The 19,269-nt window shown below is 68.6% G+C and carries 15 protein-coding genes; 5 read left to right on the plus strand and 10 right to left on the minus strand.

Going from position 1 to position 19,269, the window contains the following annotated elements:
- Positions 1-37: 37 nt before the first annotated feature.
- The 4 genes from C3E87_RS00320 to C3E87_RS00335 form a co-directional block, all read right to left on the minus strand.
- Positions 38-919 carry a siderophore-interacting protein gene (locus tag C3E87_RS00320; protein WP_076058114.1) on the minus strand — a complete coding sequence of 294 codons (882 nt, stop codon included), beginning with the start codon at positions 917-919 and terminating at the stop codon, positions 38-40.
- Positions 912-2,951 (minus strand): iron ABC transporter permease, encoded by a 2,040-nt coding sequence (locus C3E87_RS00325; RefSeq protein ID WP_158069015.1) that lies wholly within the window; start codon positions 2,949-2,951, stop codon positions 912-914. Before C3E87_RS00325 ends, C3E87_RS00320 begins: the two co-directional genes overlap by 8 nt.
- Positions 2,948-3,979, minus strand: coding sequence for an iron-siderophore ABC transporter substrate-binding protein (locus C3E87_RS00330; protein WP_076058116.1), 1,032 nt, complete (start codon positions 3,977-3,979; stop codon positions 2,948-2,950). Before C3E87_RS00330 ends, C3E87_RS00325 begins: the two co-directional genes overlap by 4 nt.
- A 62-nt stretch (positions 3,980-4,041) precedes the next feature.
- On the minus strand, positions 4,042-4,875 hold the full coding sequence (locus C3E87_RS00335) for an ABC transporter ATP-binding protein (protein WP_076058118.1): 834 nt from the start codon (positions 4,873-4,875) through the stop codon (positions 4,042-4,044).
- A gap of 205 nt (positions 4,876-5,080) precedes the next feature.
- Here C3E87_RS00335 and C3E87_RS00340 point away from each other — a divergent pair, with 205 nt between their 5' ends.
- On the plus strand, positions 5,081-6,484 hold the full coding sequence (locus C3E87_RS00340) for an MATE family efflux transporter (protein WP_076058119.1): 1,404 nt from the start codon (positions 5,081-5,083) through the stop codon (positions 6,482-6,484).
- Between the two features lies 1 nt (position 6,485).
- Here the strand turns inward: C3E87_RS00340 and C3E87_RS00345 are convergent, their stop codons facing one another.
- The 3 genes from C3E87_RS00345 to C3E87_RS00355 form a co-directional block, all read right to left on the minus strand.
- Entirely contained in the window at positions 6,486-8,609 is a 2,124-nt protein-coding gene (locus C3E87_RS00345) for an MMPL family transporter (protein ID WP_076058121.1), read from the minus strand.
- Between the two features lie 148 nt (positions 8,610-8,757).
- The gene (gene glnA, locus C3E87_RS00350; RefSeq protein ID WP_076058123.1) at positions 8,758-10,179 is read right to left on the minus strand and encodes a type I glutamate--ammonia ligase; all 1,422 of its coding nucleotides are present in this window, start codon (positions 10,177-10,179) and stop codon (positions 8,758-8,760) included.
- Between the two features lie 170 nt (positions 10,180-10,349).
- Positions 10,350-11,702 (minus strand): dicarboxylate/amino acid:cation symporter, encoded by a 1,353-nt coding sequence (locus tag C3E87_RS00355; protein ID WP_076058125.1) that lies wholly within the window; start codon positions 11,700-11,702, stop codon positions 10,350-10,352.
- Between the two features lie 202 nt (positions 11,703-11,904).
- Here C3E87_RS00355 and C3E87_RS00360 point away from each other — a divergent pair, with 202 nt between their 5' ends.
- Positions 11,905-12,324, plus strand: a complete 420-nt coding sequence (locus C3E87_RS00360; protein ID WP_076058127.1) for an RDD family protein — start codon at positions 11,905-11,907, stop codon at positions 12,322-12,324.
- Positions 12,325-12,350: 26 nt separating this feature from the next.
- Positions 12,351-12,791 (plus strand): hypothetical protein, encoded by a 441-nt coding sequence (locus C3E87_RS00365; protein ID WP_076058129.1) that lies wholly within the window; start codon positions 12,351-12,353, stop codon positions 12,789-12,791.
- Here the strand turns inward: C3E87_RS00365 and C3E87_RS00370 are convergent.
- The 3 genes from C3E87_RS00370 to C3E87_RS00380 form a co-directional block, all read right to left on the minus strand.
- A complete protein-coding gene (locus tag C3E87_RS00370) occupies positions 12,769-14,892 on the minus strand; it encodes a heavy metal translocating P-type ATPase (protein ID WP_076058131.1) in 2,124 nt (707 codons plus the stop codon). The two genes, C3E87_RS00365 and C3E87_RS00370, sit on opposite strands and share 23 nt — an antisense overlap.
- A gap of 54 nt (positions 14,893-14,946) precedes the next feature.
- Positions 14,947-16,089 (minus strand): AAA family ATPase, encoded by a 1,143-nt coding sequence (locus C3E87_RS00375; RefSeq protein ID WP_076058132.1) that lies wholly within the window; start codon positions 16,087-16,089, stop codon positions 14,947-14,949.
- Positions 16,090-16,155: 66 nt separating this feature from the next.
- Positions 16,156-16,629 (minus strand): FABP family protein, encoded by a 474-nt coding sequence (locus tag C3E87_RS00380; protein ID WP_076058134.1) that lies wholly within the window; start codon positions 16,627-16,629, stop codon positions 16,156-16,158.
- A gap of 48 nt (positions 16,630-16,677) precedes the next feature.
- Here C3E87_RS00380 and C3E87_RS00385 point away from each other — a divergent pair, with 48 nt between their 5' ends.
- The gene (locus C3E87_RS00385; RefSeq protein ID WP_076058136.1) at positions 16,678-17,496 is read left to right on the plus strand and encodes an aldo/keto reductase; all 819 of its coding nucleotides are present in this window, start codon (positions 16,678-16,680) and stop codon (positions 17,494-17,496) included.
- Between the two features lie 20 nt (positions 17,497-17,516).
- Positions 17,517-19,214: a dihydroxy-acid dehydratase gene (gene ilvD, locus C3E87_RS00390; protein WP_076058138.1), complete on the plus strand. Its 1,698-nt coding sequence runs from the start codon at positions 17,517-17,519 to the stop codon at positions 19,212-19,214.
- Positions 19,215-19,269: the final 55 nt, after the last annotated feature.

The raw sequence follows: 19,269 nt of genomic DNA on the forward strand, positions 1-19,269 counted from the left end.
CAGCCTACGGCCGGGGGGGTGGGTCCTTCAACGGGGGTCAGGACTCCGAGCGACCGCGGCGCCAGTACCCCATGAAGGCCACGCTGCGCTTGTCGAGGCCCTTTTCGCCCACCACGAACCGGCGCACGTCGCGGGCCACGGATGCCTCCGCCGCCACCCACGCGCAGGACACCTCGGCCTCCTGAACCTCCCAGAAGACGTCCGGGTTGTCGGCCTCGTGGTCGCCGCCGTCGGGGGTGGTCCCATCCCGTCCCCAGTCCTCGAGTTCAGCGATCACGGGGATGGAGCCCCGCGCACCGTGCAGCCAGCGAACCTCGATGCCTTCTGGACGCGGCAGTTCCAGACGGTCGGCTGGGGAGGGGCATTCGATCACCGCCACCCCTGTGGCGTGGGGCGGCAACTCGGCGAGGATCCTCTCCAGCGCGGGGAGGGCACAGTGGTCGGCCACGAGGAGGAGTTGCTCCCGGCCCACATGCGCCGCCTGGAACTCGCGGCCGCCCACTTCGCCGTCAAACGTGCGCACCGGCCCCACGAGCCGCATCGCTTGGCCGGGGCGGGCCTGTGCGGCCCACCGCGTGGCTGGCCCGGCGACGGCTTGGTCGTGCAGAGCGAAGTCCACTGCCACCTTGGCGCCGGTTGCGGTGGCGCGCCAGGCAGCCAACGTGTAGGTGCGCATCGTGAGACCGGCGGGCAGCGCGCGCAGCTGCGCCATCGACCCGGGGCCCGGATCCATGGAGCGGTAGGCCTCGGCCGACCTGTCGGCGTCCGCGGCGACCAGGAGCTTGATCCGCGTGTCAGTCCCGGGATCGGCCATGCCGCCGAGGTCGACCCCCTCGAACACCACCCGACGCAGGTTGGGCGTGCGGTGATGGACCTCCGCGACGGTGCAGTCGAACAACCGCCAGGGTGCGTCAGACATGTCTTCTCCGATGAGCGATGAGGAGGGCGAACACCGGCGTGCCCACGAGGGCCACCACCAGCCCCGCCGGAATCTGTGCCGGCGCGATGAGTGAGCGGCCGATGGTGTCGGCCAGGCCCAGCAGCACCGCGCCGAGGAGGATGGACGCCGGGATCACCCACTTGTGGGCGGCTCCGACGAGCCTGCGTGCCACGTGAGGCGCTACGAGGCCGACGAAGCCGACGGTGCCCGCCGCGGTGATTGCGGCGGCGGCCAACAGAGCGGCGGCCGCGAGGACGAGCCACCGCGCCTGGCCGGTTCGCACCCCCAGTACCGTGGGTTGGTCTTCACCCAGGGCGAGCAGGTCCAGGGTTCGGTGGTTGAGCCACAGCATCGCCACGGTGATGAGCAGGGTCACCGCCACGGGGGCAAGATCCTGGGCCGCCCGCCCGTAGGTGGAGCCGGCCAGCCAGGTCTGCGCCGCGGCCGTGTCCCACGGGTCGAGGGAGAGCACGACCACGGTGGTCACGGCTTGCAGGGCCGCAGCAGCACCGATACCCACCAGCACCACCCGCACCGGCGAAGCGCCGCCGGCGAGCGCCACCACCACGACGAAGGTCAGCAGCGCGCCGAGCGAAGCGGTCAGCTGAACGGCCACAGGCCCGGCGTCGGGGGCGAGCCACAGCATGAGGACGGCCGCCAGGCCACCACCCGCGGTGACGCCGAGCAGCCCGGGGTCCGCCAGGCCGTTGCGCGTGACCACCTGAACACAGGTCCCGGCCAGGCCCAGCGCCGCGCCGGCCAGGAGCGCGGCGGCCACCCGTACTGATCGTGATTCGAAGGCCGCTGCGATGGTTGGCTGCGCCTGCCCCTGCAGCCAGTAGCCGAGGTCGCCCAGCAGCAACGACAGGTCCCCGAACAGGAGGCCAACCGCAGCGGTACCGAAGACTGCTCCCACCGCAGCCGCGGTGACCCACCCGGCCCAGCGCCCGGAGCGGGGACGCCCCGACTCCAACTCGCCGGCCATCCCCACCGCCCGACGCCCCAGCAGCACGAGCAGTAGGCCGCCGACGATCGACGTCACGACGCCTGTGGGGACCTTCACGGTCTCCGCGGCCCCTCCCAGCGCGCGTAGCGCCACGTCGGCCCCGATGACCAGGGCGGCGCCCAACAGCATCGACGCAGCCAGGGAGAAACGTGGCTGACGGAGCACCGGCAACCCACGTGACGCGAGCGAGACTCCAACCGGTGCCACCAGACCGACGAATCCGATGGGCCCCGCAATGGTCACCGTCACAGCGCACATGGTCACAGCGAGCGTCAGCTGGATCAGCCGTTCCCGCGGCAGGTTCGCGCCGAGCGCCTGGGCCTGGTCGTCCTGCAGCGTCAGGATGCGTAACCGCCCGGCCAGCACGAACGCGGCCAGCACCGCAACGACGATGGCGGGGGCCAGCTGGCGCACGGAGTCGACATCGCTGAGCACCAGAGAGCCCGAACCCCATGCGTAGAGGCCCATGGTTTCCTGTTGCCGCACGAGGAGGAGGAAGGTGGCAAACGACGACATCCCCATCGCCAGCGCGGAACCCACGAGCACCACACGGAGGATCTCCCTGGTCCCGGCGATCGTCACGACCACGAGGGCGGCCAACGCCGCTCCCGCCAGGGCGACGGCGCCCGTGACGGGGACGGCCAGGTTGATCCCCAGCGCCGCCACCACAGTGACGGCCAGTTGGGCACCCGACGACACTGCCAACGTGTCGGGGGAAGCGAGCGGGTTCCTGGCCACGGCCTGCATGAGGGTGCCTGCGGCGCCCAGCAGGGCCCCGATGACGAGCCCGCCGACCAACCGGGGGAGCCGAGCTCCGTGAATGATGGCGCTCGTGGCCGGGTCAGCCGAACCGGTCAGCCACGCCCACACCGACGACAGCGGGAGGTTGGACGTGCCCTGGCCCAGATGGACGAGGGCCAGAAGCACCACACCGATACCCAGTGAGCCCAAGGCCGCTATCCCGGCACGGGTCGGCGCCGACGGCAGCCCTGGGGTCGAGGTCACTGCTCGGATTCGACGGCCGTGGCGAACTGCTCCGCGATCGACATGACCGATGCAGGGCCACCGAAGGTCCACGTGCCGGGTGTCAGCTTGTGGATCCGTCCCTTCTGGACGAAGGGGAGCGACTGCCAGATCGGGTTCTGGGCGAGGCCGTCGGCGAAGACGTCGTCCTCGGAGGCGCTGTAGAAGAGTCGCAGGTCCTCCGCGGTGAGACCGGCCATTCCCTCGACGTCGGTGACCCCGAGACCCCATGCCTCGTCCCCGGGTTCGGCCCACGCGTTGACCAGCCCGATGGAGGTGGCGATCTCGTCGACCATCGACCCCTTGGCGAACATGCGGATGCTCACCACTGAGCCCTCCTTCCAGCCGTCGGCCATGAGAAAGGGGGAGCCAGCGGCGCCCGCATCGCCCACCCTCGACTTGGCGGCCGACAGGGCGTCGTCCATCTGCGTGAGCAGTTCCTCACCGGCCGAGGCCCGGCCCAGCACCTGGGCGAACAGTTCCACGTCGCCCCGGAGCCGGTCGAGGTCCTCGCCTGCCTTGCTGCCGGTGGAGAACACGACGGGGACCTTTCCCTCGAGCTGACGATCCACCTGCGAGGTGTCGGCTCCGCTCAGCACGACCACGTCGGGGTCGAGAGCCAGGATCGACTCAATGCTGGGTTCCGACCGCATGCCGATGTCCTGAATGCCCTCGGGTAGTGCCACGGCCTTGTCCCAGGTGGAGAAGCCCGTCGGGTCGGCGATGCCCACCAGGTTCGCGCCCAGTGACAGGAGGGTCTCGGCCTCGCCCCATTCGAGCGCCACCACCGTGTCCGCAGTGGCAGGCAGTTCGACGGTGCGGCCCTTCCCGTCCACGACCGACACGGGGCCGGTTGAGTCCAGATCGCCGGGGACGCCGGACGGTGCAGCGACCGGGGACGAGGGTGGCACCGAGGTGTCCGGCGTGCTCACGGGCGGGGCAGTGGTGCCGCACGCAGCGAGCGCGAGGAGGGCGGTTGCGGCCGCTCCGCGGGTGAGATGGTTGAACATGGGTCCCTTTCGGATATGAGGAGAGCTCCGCCGGTCGGGGCGGAGTGTTCGGGTGCGTGGGATCAGGCGCTGGCGAGGCGGTTGCGGCAGTGCCTGCCGAGGATCCGCGTTGTCAGGGCCCCGGTGGCCTCGTCGCGTTGCACGGTGACCGGCACGCCGTATGCGGCCGAGATGTGCTGGACAGTGATGACGTCGTCGGGATGCCCCGACGCCACGACCCGGCCGTCGGCCATCAGGACGATCCTGTCCGCCACCGCGGCCGCATGGTTGAGGTCGTGCAGCACCGCTCCCACGGCCTGACCGTCGTCGGCGAGGTCGCGTAGGAGGTCGAGCACCTCGCCCTGGTAGCGGAGATCGAGGTGGTTGGTGGGCTCGTCCAGCAGGATGACGCCTGCCTGCTGGGCCAGACAGGTCGCGAGCCATACGCGTTGCACCTCGCCGCCGGAAAGCTCGTTGAGGGGACGGTGTGCGAGTGCAGCGACTCCTGCCCGGAGCAGTGCGTCGTCGATGGCGGACTGGCCGTGGACGTCTGGCCGCGTCAGCCTGCGATGCGGGTGCCGACCGAGCGCCACCACGTCGCGCACGGACATCCCGCTGGCGGCACCGTGGTGCTGCGTCAGGAGGGTGACGCGCCGCGCGAATTCCTTGGGGGACAGGCCGCTGATCGGTTGGGTGCCGTTCAGCAGCACCTCACCGGAGCTGACGGCGTGCAGCCGGGCCAGTGCACGGAGCACTGTCGACTTGCCCGAGCCGTTGGGTCCGACCAGGACGAGTACTTCACCCGGCGCCACGTCGATGCTGACGCCGTGCACCACAGGGGTGCGGTGGAAGGACAATCGGAGGTCTTTGCCGACGAGCCCATCGGTGGGCAGGGCGGCCGTTGCCTGTTCGGTCATGGCAATGAAGGTAAGGCATGCCTAAGTTCCTTGGCAAATAGGGCACTTCTTCGTTGCTTATTTGCTCCAGGCTTGCCGAGTTGAGTTATTTGGGGTATGGCAATACAATTCTCTGGCTGATCGCCGCAGGGTGTCGGACCCGCAGTCCCACGACCCGATGCGCCACGACGCGGTCCATTCATCCCAACTGCCCAGAAGGTCCTGCATGGCCAAAAACCTCACCGTCGGATCCCCCCTCCGCCTCATCGTGCTCTTCACGCTGCCGCTCCTGATCGGCAACCTGTTCCAGCAGGCCTATGCCGTCTCCGACGCCATCGTCGTCGGACGCCTGCTGGGTGTCGATGCCCTGGCTGCGGTCGGGGCGTCCGGCAGCCTCCAGTTCCTGCTGTTCGGTTTCGCGATCGGCTGTTCCGCGGGTCTGGCGATCCCGGTTGCCCGCGCCTTCGGGGCTCAGGACCTGCCGGGGATGCGCCGCGCGGTGGCCCGGGGTGTCCTGATCAGCGCCATGGTGGCGCTGGTGATCACATTGGTCGGCACGCTGGGGGCCCATACGCTGCTGACGTGGCTGGGCACGCCCGAGGAACTGATGCCGCAGTCGACCACGTTCCTCGTCGTGCTGTTCAGCGGCTCGTTCGCCACGGTGGCGTTCAACTACCTCAGCTCCGTCATCCGGGCCCTGGGCGACAGCCGGACCCCGCTGGTGTTCCTCATCATCTCCACCGTCCTCAACGTGGTGCTGGTGATCGTGTTCATCGCGGTGCTGGGCACGGGAGTGGGCGGCGCCGCGCTGGCCACGCTGATCGCCCAGACCGTGTCGGTGGTGCTGTGCCTCATCCTCATCTGGCGCCGGATGCCCGACCTGCACCTGCACCGGGCGGACTGGCGGCTGGAGATGCCCAAGCTGAGGGAGTCGACCAAGCTGGGCGTCACCCTCGGGTTCCAGATGTCGATCATCGCGATCGGCGCAGCGCTGCTGCAGTTCGGCATCAACGGGTTGGGCACCGACGCGGTGGCCGCCTTCACCGCGGCCATGCGCGTCGATCAGGTGGCCGTGATCCCGCTGGCCACCGTCGGAGTTGCGATGACCACTTATGTCGCGCAGAACGCCGGCGGTCGTCAGTGGCGCAGGATCCTCATCGGCGTGCGGCAGGCGCTCCTGCTTGCCATGGGCATGGCGCTGGTGCTCGGGGTGGCGATATTCTTCGGGGGCACGCTGATGGTGCGGATGTTCCTGGGTGAGGGGGAGCCGCAGGTGGTGGACATGGCCCACCGGTACCTGGTCATCAACGCCGCCCTGTACGCGATCCTTGCTGTCCTGTTCGTGATCCGCCACGTGATCCAGGGCCTCGGCTCGACGATGGCCCCGACGATGGCCGGCGTGCTGGAGCTCGTGGCCCGTGGCGTCATCGGCCTCTTCGTGGTCCCTCATGTCGGGTTCATCGCCGTGATCCTGGCGGCACCGGCTGCCTGGGTGGCCGCACTGATCCCGCTGCTCATCGCCTGGCGCTACCAGCACCGGCGCCTCGTCGTGGCAGAGCGGGAAGCTGCCGCCCGCGCCCTCCTGGACGCAGAGCAGGCAGATCCGCACCTGCAGGTGTGCCCCGCCTGAATCAGCCCTTCTTGCGGAGCTTCGACGGCCACCAGATGGCCGGGCCGATGTCGTAGGTGAGCGCCGGCACCAGCAGGGTGCGCACCAGGAACGTGTCGAGCAGAACGCCGAACGCGACGATGAAGGCCAGTTGCACCAGGAACAGGATGGGCAGCACCGCCAGGGCTGCGAAGGTCGCCGCGAGCACGAGGCCGGCAGAGGTGATCACACCACCGGTGACAGCCAGACCGCGCAGGATGCCCCGCCGGGTGCCGTGCTTCGCGGTCTCCTCGCGGACGCGGGTCATCAGGAAGATGTTGTAGTCGATGCCCAGCGCGACGAGGAAGACGAACCCGTAGAGCGGCACCGAGGGGTCCGCGCCCGGGAAGTCGAGGATGTGGTTGAACACGATTGCGGCGGTACCCATGGCCGTGCCGAAGCTGAGCGCTGTGGTGGCGATGAGGAGCACGGGCGCCAGGATGCTGCGTAGCAGGAAGATGAGGATCACCAGGATCACCACCAGGACGATGGGGATGATCAGGGCCAGGTCCTTCGCGGAGGTGTCGCGGGTGTCCATGTCGACAGCGGTCCGACCGCCTACTCCGGCAGTACCCCCGAATTCGCTGCGGAGGGAACGTACGACGTCGATGGCTGCGTCGCTGTCGGGAGCATCCGCCAGCGTGGCGAGCAGCATGACCTCGCCGTCGTTCACCGTGGGCGAGGGTGCCGGGGTGCCGGGAGGCCCGAACGCCTGGATGCCATCCTCCGTCACGAGCGCGGTGCCGGCCGGCGAATCGGCCGCGACCACGGACACCGAGTCGACGCCGTCCGCAGTGAGCAGCACGTCGGCCATGGAGTCGAAATTCGCCTCCTCGGTCAGCACACGCACCGGGGTGCCCGAGCCACCGGGGAAGTGCTCGCCCAGCTTCTCCTGGCCGGTGCGGGCATCGGAGGAGCCCAGTACGAAGTCGCTCGGCGGGACGCCGTCGGCCTTCAGGGTGGGCACGAAGGCCGCGCCTGCGGCCAGCAGGAGCACGCAGACGATCCACACCGTGCGCGGCTTGCGGGAGACGAACCGCGCCGTCTTGGCGTAGACGCCCTGGTTCATCTCGTCCTCGTCAGTGCGATCGGGGAGGAACCGTGGCCGGCGCGGCCAGTACGAGGCGCGGCCCATCAGGTAGAGGAGCGCGGGCAGCAGGGTGAGCGCGGCCAGCATGGCGAACAGGATGCCGATGGACGCGACGGGCCCCAATGAGCGGTTTGAACCCAGGTCGCTCAGCAACAGGCACAACAGGCCAGCGATGACTGTGCCGCCCGAGGCCAGGACAGGTTCCACGACGCCCCTGATGGCTTGCCATGTGGCTGTGGCCCTGGATTGATGGCGCTTGAGTTCCTCGGCGTACCTGGCGGTGTAGAGCAGCGAGTAGTCTGTGGCCGCGCCGATGACGAGGATGAACAGGATGCCCTGCGTCTGACCCGTGAGCACCAGAACGTCCGCCTTGGCCAACCACCAGTTCACGAGCAACGCCACGCACAGCGCGAAGAGGCTGGTGGAGAGCACGGCGAAAGGCAGGATCAGGGATCGGTAGACGATCAGCAGGATGACCAGCACGACCCCCAGCGCCACGAGCAACAGCAGGCCGTCGATGCCCGAGAATGCGTCGGCGATGTCCGCGGTGAAGCCGGCAGGACCCGTGACATGCTGCTCGACGCCCGCGGGCGTCTCTGCACTCAGGGTCTCGCGAAGCTCGGACACCGCCTCGCCCTGCTCAAGGTCCGGATCCACGCCTAGGAAGAGCTGTGCCGCCTGACCATCCTCAGAGGGCAGCAAGGGAGAGGTGCTCAGCACGCTCCGCTCTTCGCCGAGCTTCTGGGCCAGCGCGCCCAGATCGGCCAACTGGGCCTCTGTGAGGGGATCCTCTGCGGTGAAGATCACGATGGCGGGGAGAGTGTCGCTGTCGACGAAGTCGAGGTAGCGCTCGTCGACCCGTGTCGACTCAGCCCCTGCAGGGAGGAACTGTGCGGAATCGTTCTGCGCCACTTCGGAGATCCTGCCGAAGTAGGGTCCACCGATGCCGGCGCCCACCAGCCAGACGAGGGTGATGACAACGGCGATGAAGGCGCGCAGGCCACGGGAGGTTCTCACGGTTGCAGCCTAGATGTAACCATCGCGCTGTCGCGACGACCGAGGCTCTATCGAAGGATGGATCAGACAGTTCGAGGGAGATTCCCGCCACATCGCGCCCTGTGGCGTCGATGTGGCAGCAATCTCCCTCGAAATACCGGCGACCGGCTCAGAGTGCGTAGTACAGCTCGAACTCGTGGGGGTGCGGGCGCATCGCGATGGCCTGGATCTCTGCGCGCTTCAGCTCGACCCACGTCTCGATGAGGTCCGGAGTGAACACGTCACCGGCGTAGAGGAACTCGTGGTCAGCTTCGAGCTCCTCGAGCACCGCACCCAGCGAACCGGGCACCGTGGGCACCTGGTCATGCTCGTCCGGCGGCAGTTCGTAGAGGTCCTTGTCGATGGGGGCCAGCGGTTCGATCCGGTTCTGGATTCCATCGACGCCAGCCAGCAGCATCGCCGCGAACGCCAGGTACGGGTTCGACGACGGGTCCGGGCAGCGGAACTCGATGCGCTTGGCCTTCGGGTTCGAACCGGTGATCGGGATGCGGATGCACGCCGAGCGGTTGCGCTGCGAGTAGACCAGGTTGACCGGGGCCTCGAAGCCGGGCACCAGGCGGTGGAACGAGTTCACCGACGGGTTGGTGAAGGCCAGCAGGGCGGGCGCGTGCTTCAGCAGGCCACCGATGTACCAGCGGGCCATGTCGGACAGGCCGGCGTAACCGTTCTCGTCGTAGAACAGCGGCTTGCCGTTCTCCCAGATGGACTGGTGGACGTGCATGCCGGAGCCGTTGTCGCCGAAGATGGGCTTCGGCATGAACGTGGCGGTCTTACCCGCCTCCCACGCCGTGTTCTTCACGAGGTACTTGAACTTCATGACGTCGTCGGCGGCCTTGAGCAGCGTGTCGAAGCGCCAGTTGATCTCGGCCTGGCCGGCGGTGCCGACCTCGTGGTGCGCACGCTCGACCTCGAGGCCGGCGTTGCCCATGTGACGCACGATGTCGTCGCGCAGGTCCCCGAAGTGGTCCACGGGCGCGACGGGGAAGTAGCCGCCCTTGTAGCTCACCTTGTAGCCGCGGTTGCCGCCGTCCTCGATCCGTCCCGTGTTCCAGGCGCCCGCCTCGGAGTCGATGTGGTAGTACGACGAGTTCGCCGACGTCTCGAACCTGATGTCGTCGAAGACGTAGAACTCCGCTTCAGGGGCGAAGAAGGCGGTGTCGCCGATGCCGGTGGACCCCAGGAACGCCTCCGCCTTGCGCGCGATGTTGCGCGGGTCACGGGAGTAGGGCTCCTTGGTCAGCGGGTCGTGCACGAAGAAGTTGACGTTCATCGTCTTCGACTTGCGGAACGGGTCCAGGTAGGCCGTGGTGGGATCCGGCAGCAGGGCCATGTCGGACTCATGGATCTTCTGGAAGCCGGTGATGGAGGAACCATCGAACCCCAGGCCATCTTCGAAGACCTCGGGCCCGAAGGCGGTCGCTGGGACGGTGAAGTGCTGCATGACCCCGGGCAGGTCGCAGAAGCGCACGTCGATCGTCTCGACATTCTCTTCCTTGATGTAAGCCAGTAGGTCGTCTGCGCCTTGGAACATGTGGATAGCCTTTACGTCTCGGTTGACGAGTCCAAACGATATGAGCCTATCTTTGCCCGGCAGTTGCCGGTGGGTAACGGCCCTGTTACAGCTTTCCCGGTGTCGAAGGCCCCTCAGCGCAACGCCAGAGGGGCCCGGGCGTGGCCCGGACCCCTCTCAGCTTGCGTGTGTCAGGCAGCGAACTGCGGACGCGCGTCGTAGATCTCCTGATCCAGCACGCCTTCGCGTTTGCCCACGACCGCCGCGACCAGCGCCTGGCCGGTGACGTTGAGGGCCGTGCGGCCCATGTCGACGATGGGCTCAACCGCGAGCAGCAGGCCGACGCCCTCGAGCGGGAGGCCCAGCGTGGACAGCGTGAGGGTCAGCATGACGGTCGCGCCGGTGGTGCCGGCGGTGGCCGAGGAGCCGAGGACGGCGACGAACGCGATCAGCAGGTAGTGCGTGATGTTCAGGTCGATGCCGTAGAACTGGGCGATGAAGATCGCGGCGATGGCCGGGAAGACCGCGGCGCAACCGTCCATCTTCGTGGTCGCGCCCAGCGGCACGGCGAAGCTGGCGTACTGGCGCTGCACGCCCAGGTTGCGCTCGACGACCTGCTCGGTGACGGGCATGGTGCCCATCGAGGAGCGGGTCACGAAGCCCAGCGAGATGGCGGGCCACACGTTGCGGTAGAACTGCGCCACGTCGAGGCCGTTGAACTTCAGCACGGCGGGGTACACGACCACCCAGATCACGGCCAGGCCCACGTAGAGGGCCAGGACGAAGGAGCCGAGCGACGCCAGCGAGGTCCAGCCGTAGGTGGCAACGGCGCGGCCGACGAGGGCAGCGGTGCCGATGGGGGCAAGGCGGATGATCCACCACAGGACCTTCTGGATGACGGACAGCGCCGACTCCATGAAGCCGACGAAGGGCGCGGCCTTGTCGCCCACCTTGACCGCGGCGATACCGAAGAGGATCGAGATGAGGAGGACCTGCAGCACCGAGAAGCTCGGGGAAGCGGTCACGACGCCCTCGGCGGTGGTGCTGGCGTTGACGCCGAGGCCGAAGATGTTGCTGGGTACCAGACCGAGCAGGAACGCGGCCCAGTCGCCCTGGCGGCTGGGGAGTTCGGCGGCGTCGCCGGAGACGCCGGCGGTCAGCCACGGCTTGGACAGCAGGCCGACGACGATGCCGACGATGACGCTGGCAAGGGCGGTGATGGCGAACCACACGAGCGTCTGGACGGCGAGCCGGGCGGCGTTCCTGACCTGCTGCAGGCGGGCGATCGAGGAGATCACGGCGGTGACGACGAGCGGCACGACGAGCAGCATGAGGAGCTTGACGTAGGCCGAGCCCACTTCGTAGAGAAGGCCGGTGAGCCAGTTGCGCTCGCCTTCGGCGGGCGCACCGATGCCGAGTGCGATGAATCCCAGGATCAGGCCGACGACGAGGCCGACAGCGATCTGGAAGCCGAGGCCGGTGTAGAAGGGTTTGCGGGGTTCGCGGGTGGGTGCGTCAGAGCGCGCCTCGATGATGGTGGACATGAGGATTCCTTGAAAGCTGGGGTGGGATGAACGTCGGGAGGGGTCCGCGTCAGCGCAGACAGGTGCCCGCGGGAACGCGGCAGAGATCGACCCACAGTCGACCGACGAGCATCAGCATGGACAGATCATGGCACGTCCCTGAAGGCTCCGGGAAACCTGTTCACCGACGGCGTACCGGGGAGCCGCTGGTAGGCTGCGCCGCGTGACTGACATCACCACCTACCCGGGCCAGACCATCGGTCTGCCCGAGCGTGGCCGTGGCTCGCTCGCGTCGTGGCGCGCGCGTATCGCCGCCATGATCGGCGACTGGGCCGCCAGCATGCTGGTGGCGATAGCGGTCTTCGGCATCGAGGTGATGACGGGCACCGGGTGGAGGTCGTTCATGATCCTGGCGGTGTACTTCGTGGAGGCGAGCATCCTCACGGCGCTCACCGGCGGCTCCTTCGGCCAGCTCATCGCCCGGATCGGGATCGTGCGGCTCGACGGCCGGCACATCGGCTGGTGGCGCGCCATCGTGCGCACCGCACTGAAGTGCCTCGTCATCCCGGCGGTGGTGATCGGCGCCGAGCGGCGTGCCTTGACAGATCTGCTGCTCGGAACTGTTGTCATCAATCGTAAATAGCGTCCTCGGCGTGGCAGGATTTCGACATGGCCACCAAGAAACGCACCGACGCTGATGCAGACACCTTCTCCGCCGAGGAGAAGGCCGCCATGAAGGAACGGGCCTCTGAGCTGAAGCGGGCGCGCTCCACCAAGGACCCCGAAGCCGATGTGCTGGCGAAGATCGCTGAGATGGAGGGCGACGACAAGGCGATCGCCGAGTCCCTCCACGCGCTGGTGAAGAAGGTCGCGCCTGATATGGGGTGCAAGACCTGGTACGGGTTCCCCGCCTACATGGTGGGTAAGGAGATCGTCTTCTTCTTCCAACCGGCGAAGAAGTTCGGCACTCGCTACGGCACCCTCGGCTTCAACGACAGCGCGAAACTCGACGACGGCGACATCTGGCCCTCCGCGTTCGCGATCCCGGCGTGGACGGCGCAGGTGGAGACGAAGGTTGCCGACCTGATCAAGCGTGCTGTGGGCGCGTAACCGAGGCGGGGTCCAGTTCCAGGCGGCGCAGCAGTTGGGCGTTCACCGCCACCACCACCGTCGAGAGGGACATCAGGATGGCGCCCACCGACATCGGCAGGGTGACGCCTGCTGAGGCGAGCGCGCCCGCCGCGAGCGGCACCGCCACCAAGTTGTACCCTGCCGCCCACCACAGGTTCTGCTTCATCTTGCGGTAGGCGGCGCGCGACAACTCGATGACGGAGACGACCGCCCGAGGGTCGTCCCCCGCGAGGATCACGCCTGCGGACCCGATCGCGACGTCGGTGCCCGCGCCGATCGCGATGCCGACGTCGGCCTGGGCGAGGGCCGGTGCGTCGTTGACGCCGTCGCCGACCATCGCCACGGTTCGTCCCTCGCGCTGCAGCTCCTGCACCTTCCCCGCCTTGTCCTCTGGGCGGACTCCCGCGAAGACCCGCTCGATGCCGAGGTCTGCCGCGACAGATTCCGCCACCGCCCGAGCGTCGCCGGTGATCATCACGACGGTGACCCCGCGCTCGCGGAGCGCCTCGACGGCCGCCCGGGATTCGGGGCGGACCTCATCGGCGACCTGCAGTGCGCCGACGGGCTCGCCGTCGACCAGCACGTGCAGGATGGTGGCTCCGGAGGACGCCCAGGTCTCGCTGACCGGAAGTGCCGTTGCTGTCTCCTGGGACAGCAGGTGGGGGCCGCCCACCTGGACGCGTCGTCCCTCAACCAGGGCGCTGACGCCGACGGCGGGGGAGGACGAGAAGTCATGTGCCTGCTGCACCTGAACGCCGCGCTCTGCCGCGCGCCGGACGATCGCCTTGGCAAGGGGGTGCTCGGAGTCGGCCTCCGCGGCTGCGGCCAGGGCGAGCACCTCGTCGTCGGAGCGTCCGACGGCGTGGACCGCCGCGACAACCGGGGCGCCGACGGTCAACGTGCCGGTCTTGTCGAACAGGACGGTATCGACGGTGCGCATCGCCTCGAGCGCGAGCCGGTCCTTGACCAGGACGCCGGCCTTGGCGGCGCGCTCGGTGGCGATCGACACCACCAGCGGGATGGCCAGCCCCAAGGCGTGCGGGCAGGCGATCACGAGCACCGTGATGGTGCGGACGATCGCCTGGTCCGGCACGCCGAGCACGGTCCACGCGACGGCGGTGATGACGGCCGCGCCGAGGGCGAACCAGAACAGCCAGGCCGCCGCCCGGTCCGCGATCCGCTGTGCCCTCGACGAGGAGTTCTGGGCGTCGAGGACCATCTTCTGGATGCCGGCGAGGGCGGTGTCGTCACCGACGGCGGTGACCTCCACGCGGATGCCCGAATCCGTGGCGATTGTTCCGGCCACGACCTGGTCGCCCTCGCTACGGGCCACCGGCTTGGATTCGCCGGTGATCATCGACTCGTCCATGCTCGCTGAGCCCTGGGTGATCCTGCCATCGGCCGGCACCTGGCCGCCGGGCCGCACGATCACGATGTCGCCGGTTGCCAGGGCGGTGGGGGAGACCTTCTCCACGCCGCCGTCGACGACGCGTTCGGCCTCGTCCGGCAGCAGTGCGGCGAGCGAATCGAGCGCTGAGGTGGTCTGTGCCAGGGAGCGCATCTCCACCCAGTGGCCCAGCAGCATGATGACGATCAGCAGCGCCAGCTCCCACCAGAACTCCAGTTCGTGGTGGAGGATGCCCAGCGTCGCGCTCCAGGAGGCCAAGAAGGCGACGGTGATGGCGAGCCCGATCAGCAGCATCATGCCGGGCTTGCGCTGCCTGATCTCGTTGACGGCTCCCGTCAGGAACGGCTGGCCGCCCCAGACGTACATGACCGTGCCGAGAAGTGCCGCCACCCAGATGGCCCAGCCCGGGAGGGCGTAGCCGATCAGGTGGGCGAACATCGGCGAGAGTGCGACGACCGGGACACCCAGGGCGAGCATGATCCAGAAGAGGAGGCCGAAGCGGACCGCGTGGCCGGCATGACCGCCGTGGCCTCCATGGGTGGCGGGGCCTTCGTGGCCGGCGCTCTCCGGAGGCGCCCCATGGGTCATTCGGGAATGGTCCGTGTGGTCTTCGTGGCCTCGCGCCTCCGGCGCCGTGGGTGCCGGGTGCCCGTGATGTTGGTGAGCCGTCATGCCGCCGACGCTATCATACCCCTAGGGGGTATGGAATAGCCGCTGGGGCGAAGCTCACCGGCGGCCCCACTCCCAGCTAGGACGCGATAGCAGGCCTTGATCGGCGATCACCGTTTCCCCCGTGTCCTTGACCAGGTCAACCAACTCCAGGTCCTCCTCGGTCACCGCGCTGGTGAGCGCCTCGACGAGGGCTTGTGAATGGGTCACAACGACGATCTGCGTCTCCCTCGCCGAGCGCGCGATCAGGCGCCCGAGTGGTGCGATCAGGGAGGGGTGGAGGCTGTTCTCGGGTTCGTTCAAGGCCATCAGGGGAGGGCGGGCCGGGGCCAGGAGGGCGGCCAGCCACATGAGGTAGCGCAGGGTGCCGTCCGACAGTTCTGCGGCGCGCAGCGGGCGCAACATGCCGGGTTGGTGGAGCGCGAGCTCGAAGATCCCGTCCGTTACCGGAACCTCGAGGCTGCTGCCGGGGAAAGCGTCCTCGATGAACTGGCCGATGGGTTCGCGCCCGCGTTCGTGGATCGTCTGCAGTGCCGCAGCCAGATCCGCGCCGTCGCCGGCCAGCGCCCAGGTGCGGGTGCCCACCCGCGGTTGCCTGGCCGGGGCCCCGGCGTCCGTGCGCAGGGTGTCGTAGAACCGCCAGGCCGCGAGGTCGTCCCGCAGCGCCCGGAGTTCGGGGAGGTCGAGCAGCATGGACTGGTGGGGCGCCAGCTGGAAGGGCAGTTCCTCCCAGGGGCCCTCGTCGCGGACCTCCACCAGGCCGCGTTTCCGGCGGGCGGCGAGGGTGGAGGCGCGCATGAGCGGGCCACCCCAGACCACCTCGCGCTTGATCTCCGGGTCCCGGTCGAAGGCGCTCAGGCCCTGCTGGGGCAGGCCCAGATCGATGAGGTAGCTGAGCGCATCAGCGCCGATGCCCAACCTGAGCGACACCGGTCCGTTCCTCACGGTGCCCTGCACCGTACCGGTGCGCCGGGCGCCCTGGAGCGACTCGGGGCCGGCCCACAGCACCGACGACAACCCGCCCTCGCGCGCCAGCGAGGCCACCGCGTCGCCCAGCGCGCAACCGGCCAGGAGCCGCAGGGCCTTGTAGAGACTCGACTTTCCCGACCCGTTGGCCCCCGTCACGACGGTGACGCGGCCGAGCCGGACGGAGACGTCACGCAGCGACCGGTATCCGGAGACGGCCAGTGTCCTGTACATGTTGGCGAGCGTAAACCGAGGGTGCGACAGCGACGGAGGGGCCGGTCCCGGTTGGCCGGAGCGCCGCTACCTGGTGCGGGTCAGTTCAGAGGTCAGGTGACGCTGCAGGGGGTACTCCCCGGCGGCCATGTCGAAGCTGGTGGCCAGTTCGTCGTCGATGAGGGAGTAGCGGCGGGCGGACGCGTTGACGGTCTTCGCCGTCGAAGAGTTGAGGATCCTGCCCTCCAGGTAGAGCTGCACGACACCGTCCGCCACCGTGAGATGTCCTTCGGCGAGCTCCACCTGGCCGGTGGGCAGCGCCAACACGAACTCCACCCTGTCCGGGGAGGGGAGTCGCAGGTAGCCCGTCTCCACGTGCATCAGCGCGTTGTCCGAATTCCAGGTCCGCTGCCGGTACTCCAGGAACGGCTTGCCGATGTTGGTGAACGTGATCTCTTCGATGTAGCCGTAGGGCCGGATGCTCGGGTACTCCCCGTGCCCAGCGCCCTCCCAGGTGCCGACGAGCGTTGCCAGGGGCTGCAGTGCGGGATGGAGATCCATGCCCCGAGTCTAAGCCGGGTGCCGGCCGGCGGTGGCAGAATCGGGCCCATGACAGACGACCTGCAACTCCTCGACGGTTTCCGCATGCCTGCGCTCGGCTTCGGCCTCTACAAGGTTCCGCCGGAGCAGACGGAGGAGGTGGTGGTCGCCGGTGTCGACGCCGGCTACCGGCTGGTCGACGGCGCCGAGTTCTATGCCAACGAGGTCGAACTGGGCAACGCGCTTCGGCGCGTCGACATCGACCGCTCGCTCCTCACCGTCACCAGCAAGTTCTGGGGCGAGGAGAGCCAGGACGAGGACGCGGTGCTCGCCTCCTTCGAGGCGACCGAGAAGGCGCTGGGCACGGCCGTCGACGTCTACATGATCCACTGGCCCCGCCCCAACCGGAACCAGTACGTCGACGTGTGGCGCACCCTCATCGAGTTGCGCGAGGCGGGCCGCGTCCGCTCCATCGGGGTCTCCAACTTCACGGAGGAGCACATCGGCAGGATCATCGAGGAGACACGGGTCGCCCCCGTCGTGAATCAGGTGGAGCTCCACCCCTACCTCCAACAGGAAGGCCTCCGGAACTACCACCGGGAGCACGGCATCGTCACGCAGGCGTGGAGCCCGCTGGGCCGTGGGCAGGTGCTGGAAGACCCGCTGATCCGCGCCATCGCGGCCAGGCACGGCGTCACCCCGGCGCAGGCCATCATCCGGTGGCACCTGCAGTTGGGCAACGCGGTCATCCCGAAGTCGACGAACCCCGAGCGGTTGCGCAGCAACCTGGAGGTGGAGCACTTCACGCTGACCGACGACGACATGGCCGCCATCGCCACGTTGGACAGGGGCCAACGGTTCGGCACTTCGCCCGACGAACGGCAGTGACGGGGCCGTAGACTCCGGGAATGGAAGAGCATCCGGACATCAAGCCCCGCTCCCGCCAGGTCACCGACGGTTTGGAAGCCACCGCCGCCCGCGGCATGTTGCGTGCAGTCGGCCTCAGCGACGACGATTTCGCCAAGCCCCAGATCGGCGTGGGTTCCAGTTGGAACGAGATCACCCCCTGCAACCTCTCCCTCGACAGACTCGCGAAGAAGGCCAAGGAGGGGGTGTTCGCGGCCGGCGGTTTCCCGCTCGAATTCGGCACCATCTCCGTCTCCGACGGCATTTCGATGGGCCACGACGGCATGCACTACTCGCTCGTCTCCCGCGACACGATTGCGGACTCCGTCGAGATCGTGATGCAGGCGGAACGCCTCGACGGATCCGTGCTGCTGGCCGGTTGCGACAAGTCCGAGCCGGGCATGATGATGGCCGCCGCCCGCCTGGGTCTGGCCTCCGTCTACGTCTACGCCGGATCCATCCTGCCGGGCCTGGCGCGTCTCTCGTCGGGAGAGGAACGCGAGGTCACGATCATCGACGCCTATGAGGCGGTGGGAGCCTGCGCCAGGGGGCTGATGTCGCGCGAGGACGTGACCGCGATCGAGAAGGCGATCTGTCCTGGCGAGGGCGCCTGCGGCGGAATGTACACGGCCAACACGATGGCCTGCGTGGCAGAGGCCATGGGCCTGTCGATCCCCGGCTCCGCCGCGCCGCCGGCCGTCGACCCCAGGCGCGACATCGCGGCGTTCAAGGCCGGCGAGGCCGTCGTCGAGATGCTGCGCCAGGGCATCACCACCAGGGACATCATGACCAAGGAGGCGTTCGAGAACGCCATCGCCGTCGTGATGGCGTTCGGAGGGTCCACCAACGCCGTGCTTCACCTGCTGGCCATCGCCCACGAGGCCGACGTGGACCTCACGCTGGCAGACTTCACCCGCATGCAGGCCAAGGTGCCGCACCTGGGCGACCTCAAGCCCTACGGGCGCTACGTCATGAACGACGTCGACCGGGTGGGCGGCGTGCCCGTCATCATGCGGGTGCTCGACGAGGCGGGGCTCATCAACCGCGACTGCATGACCGTCACGGGCAAGACCATCGCTGAGAACCTTGAGGAGTCGGCGCCCGGCCGCCCCGACGGCAAGGTGCTGCGGTCCTTGGACAACGCCATCGCCCCGCGCGGCGGCATCACCATCCTGCACGGATCGCTCGCCCCGGAGGGCGCCGTGGTCAAGACCGCCGGCTTCCAGACCGATGTGTTCGAAGGCACCGCCAGGGTGTTCGAACGTGAGCGTGCCGCTCTCGATGCGCTGGAGAACGGCACCATCACGGATGGCGACGTGGTGGTCATCCGCTACGAGGGGCCCAAGGGTGGCCCGGGCATGCGCGAGATGCTGGCCATCACCGGGGCGATCAAGGGCGCCAACCTCGGCAAGACCGTCCTCCTGCTCACCGACGGCCGGTTCTCCGGCGGCACCACCGGGTTGTGCGTGGGCCACGTCGCGCCGGAAGCGGCCGACGGCGGGCCCATCGCGTTCGTCCGCGACGGGGACAAGATCCGTCTCGACGTCGGCACCATGACGCTCGACCTCGAGGTTGATGAGGAGGAACTCGCGCGCCGCAGGGAGGGCTGGAGCCCGATCAAGCCCAAGTTCACCACCGGCGTCCTGGGCAAATACCAGAAGCTCGTGGGTTCGGCCAGCAAGGGTGCGGTGCTGGGCTGAGGGCCGAGCCTGGAGCAGTTGCGGCCGTACCCGGGGGACACCCCAGGTCACGGCC

The organism is Tessaracoccus sp. ZS01, from assembly GCF_022342445.1.
GTDB lineage: Bacteria > Actinomycetota > Actinomycetes > Propionibacteriales > Propionibacteriaceae > Arachnia.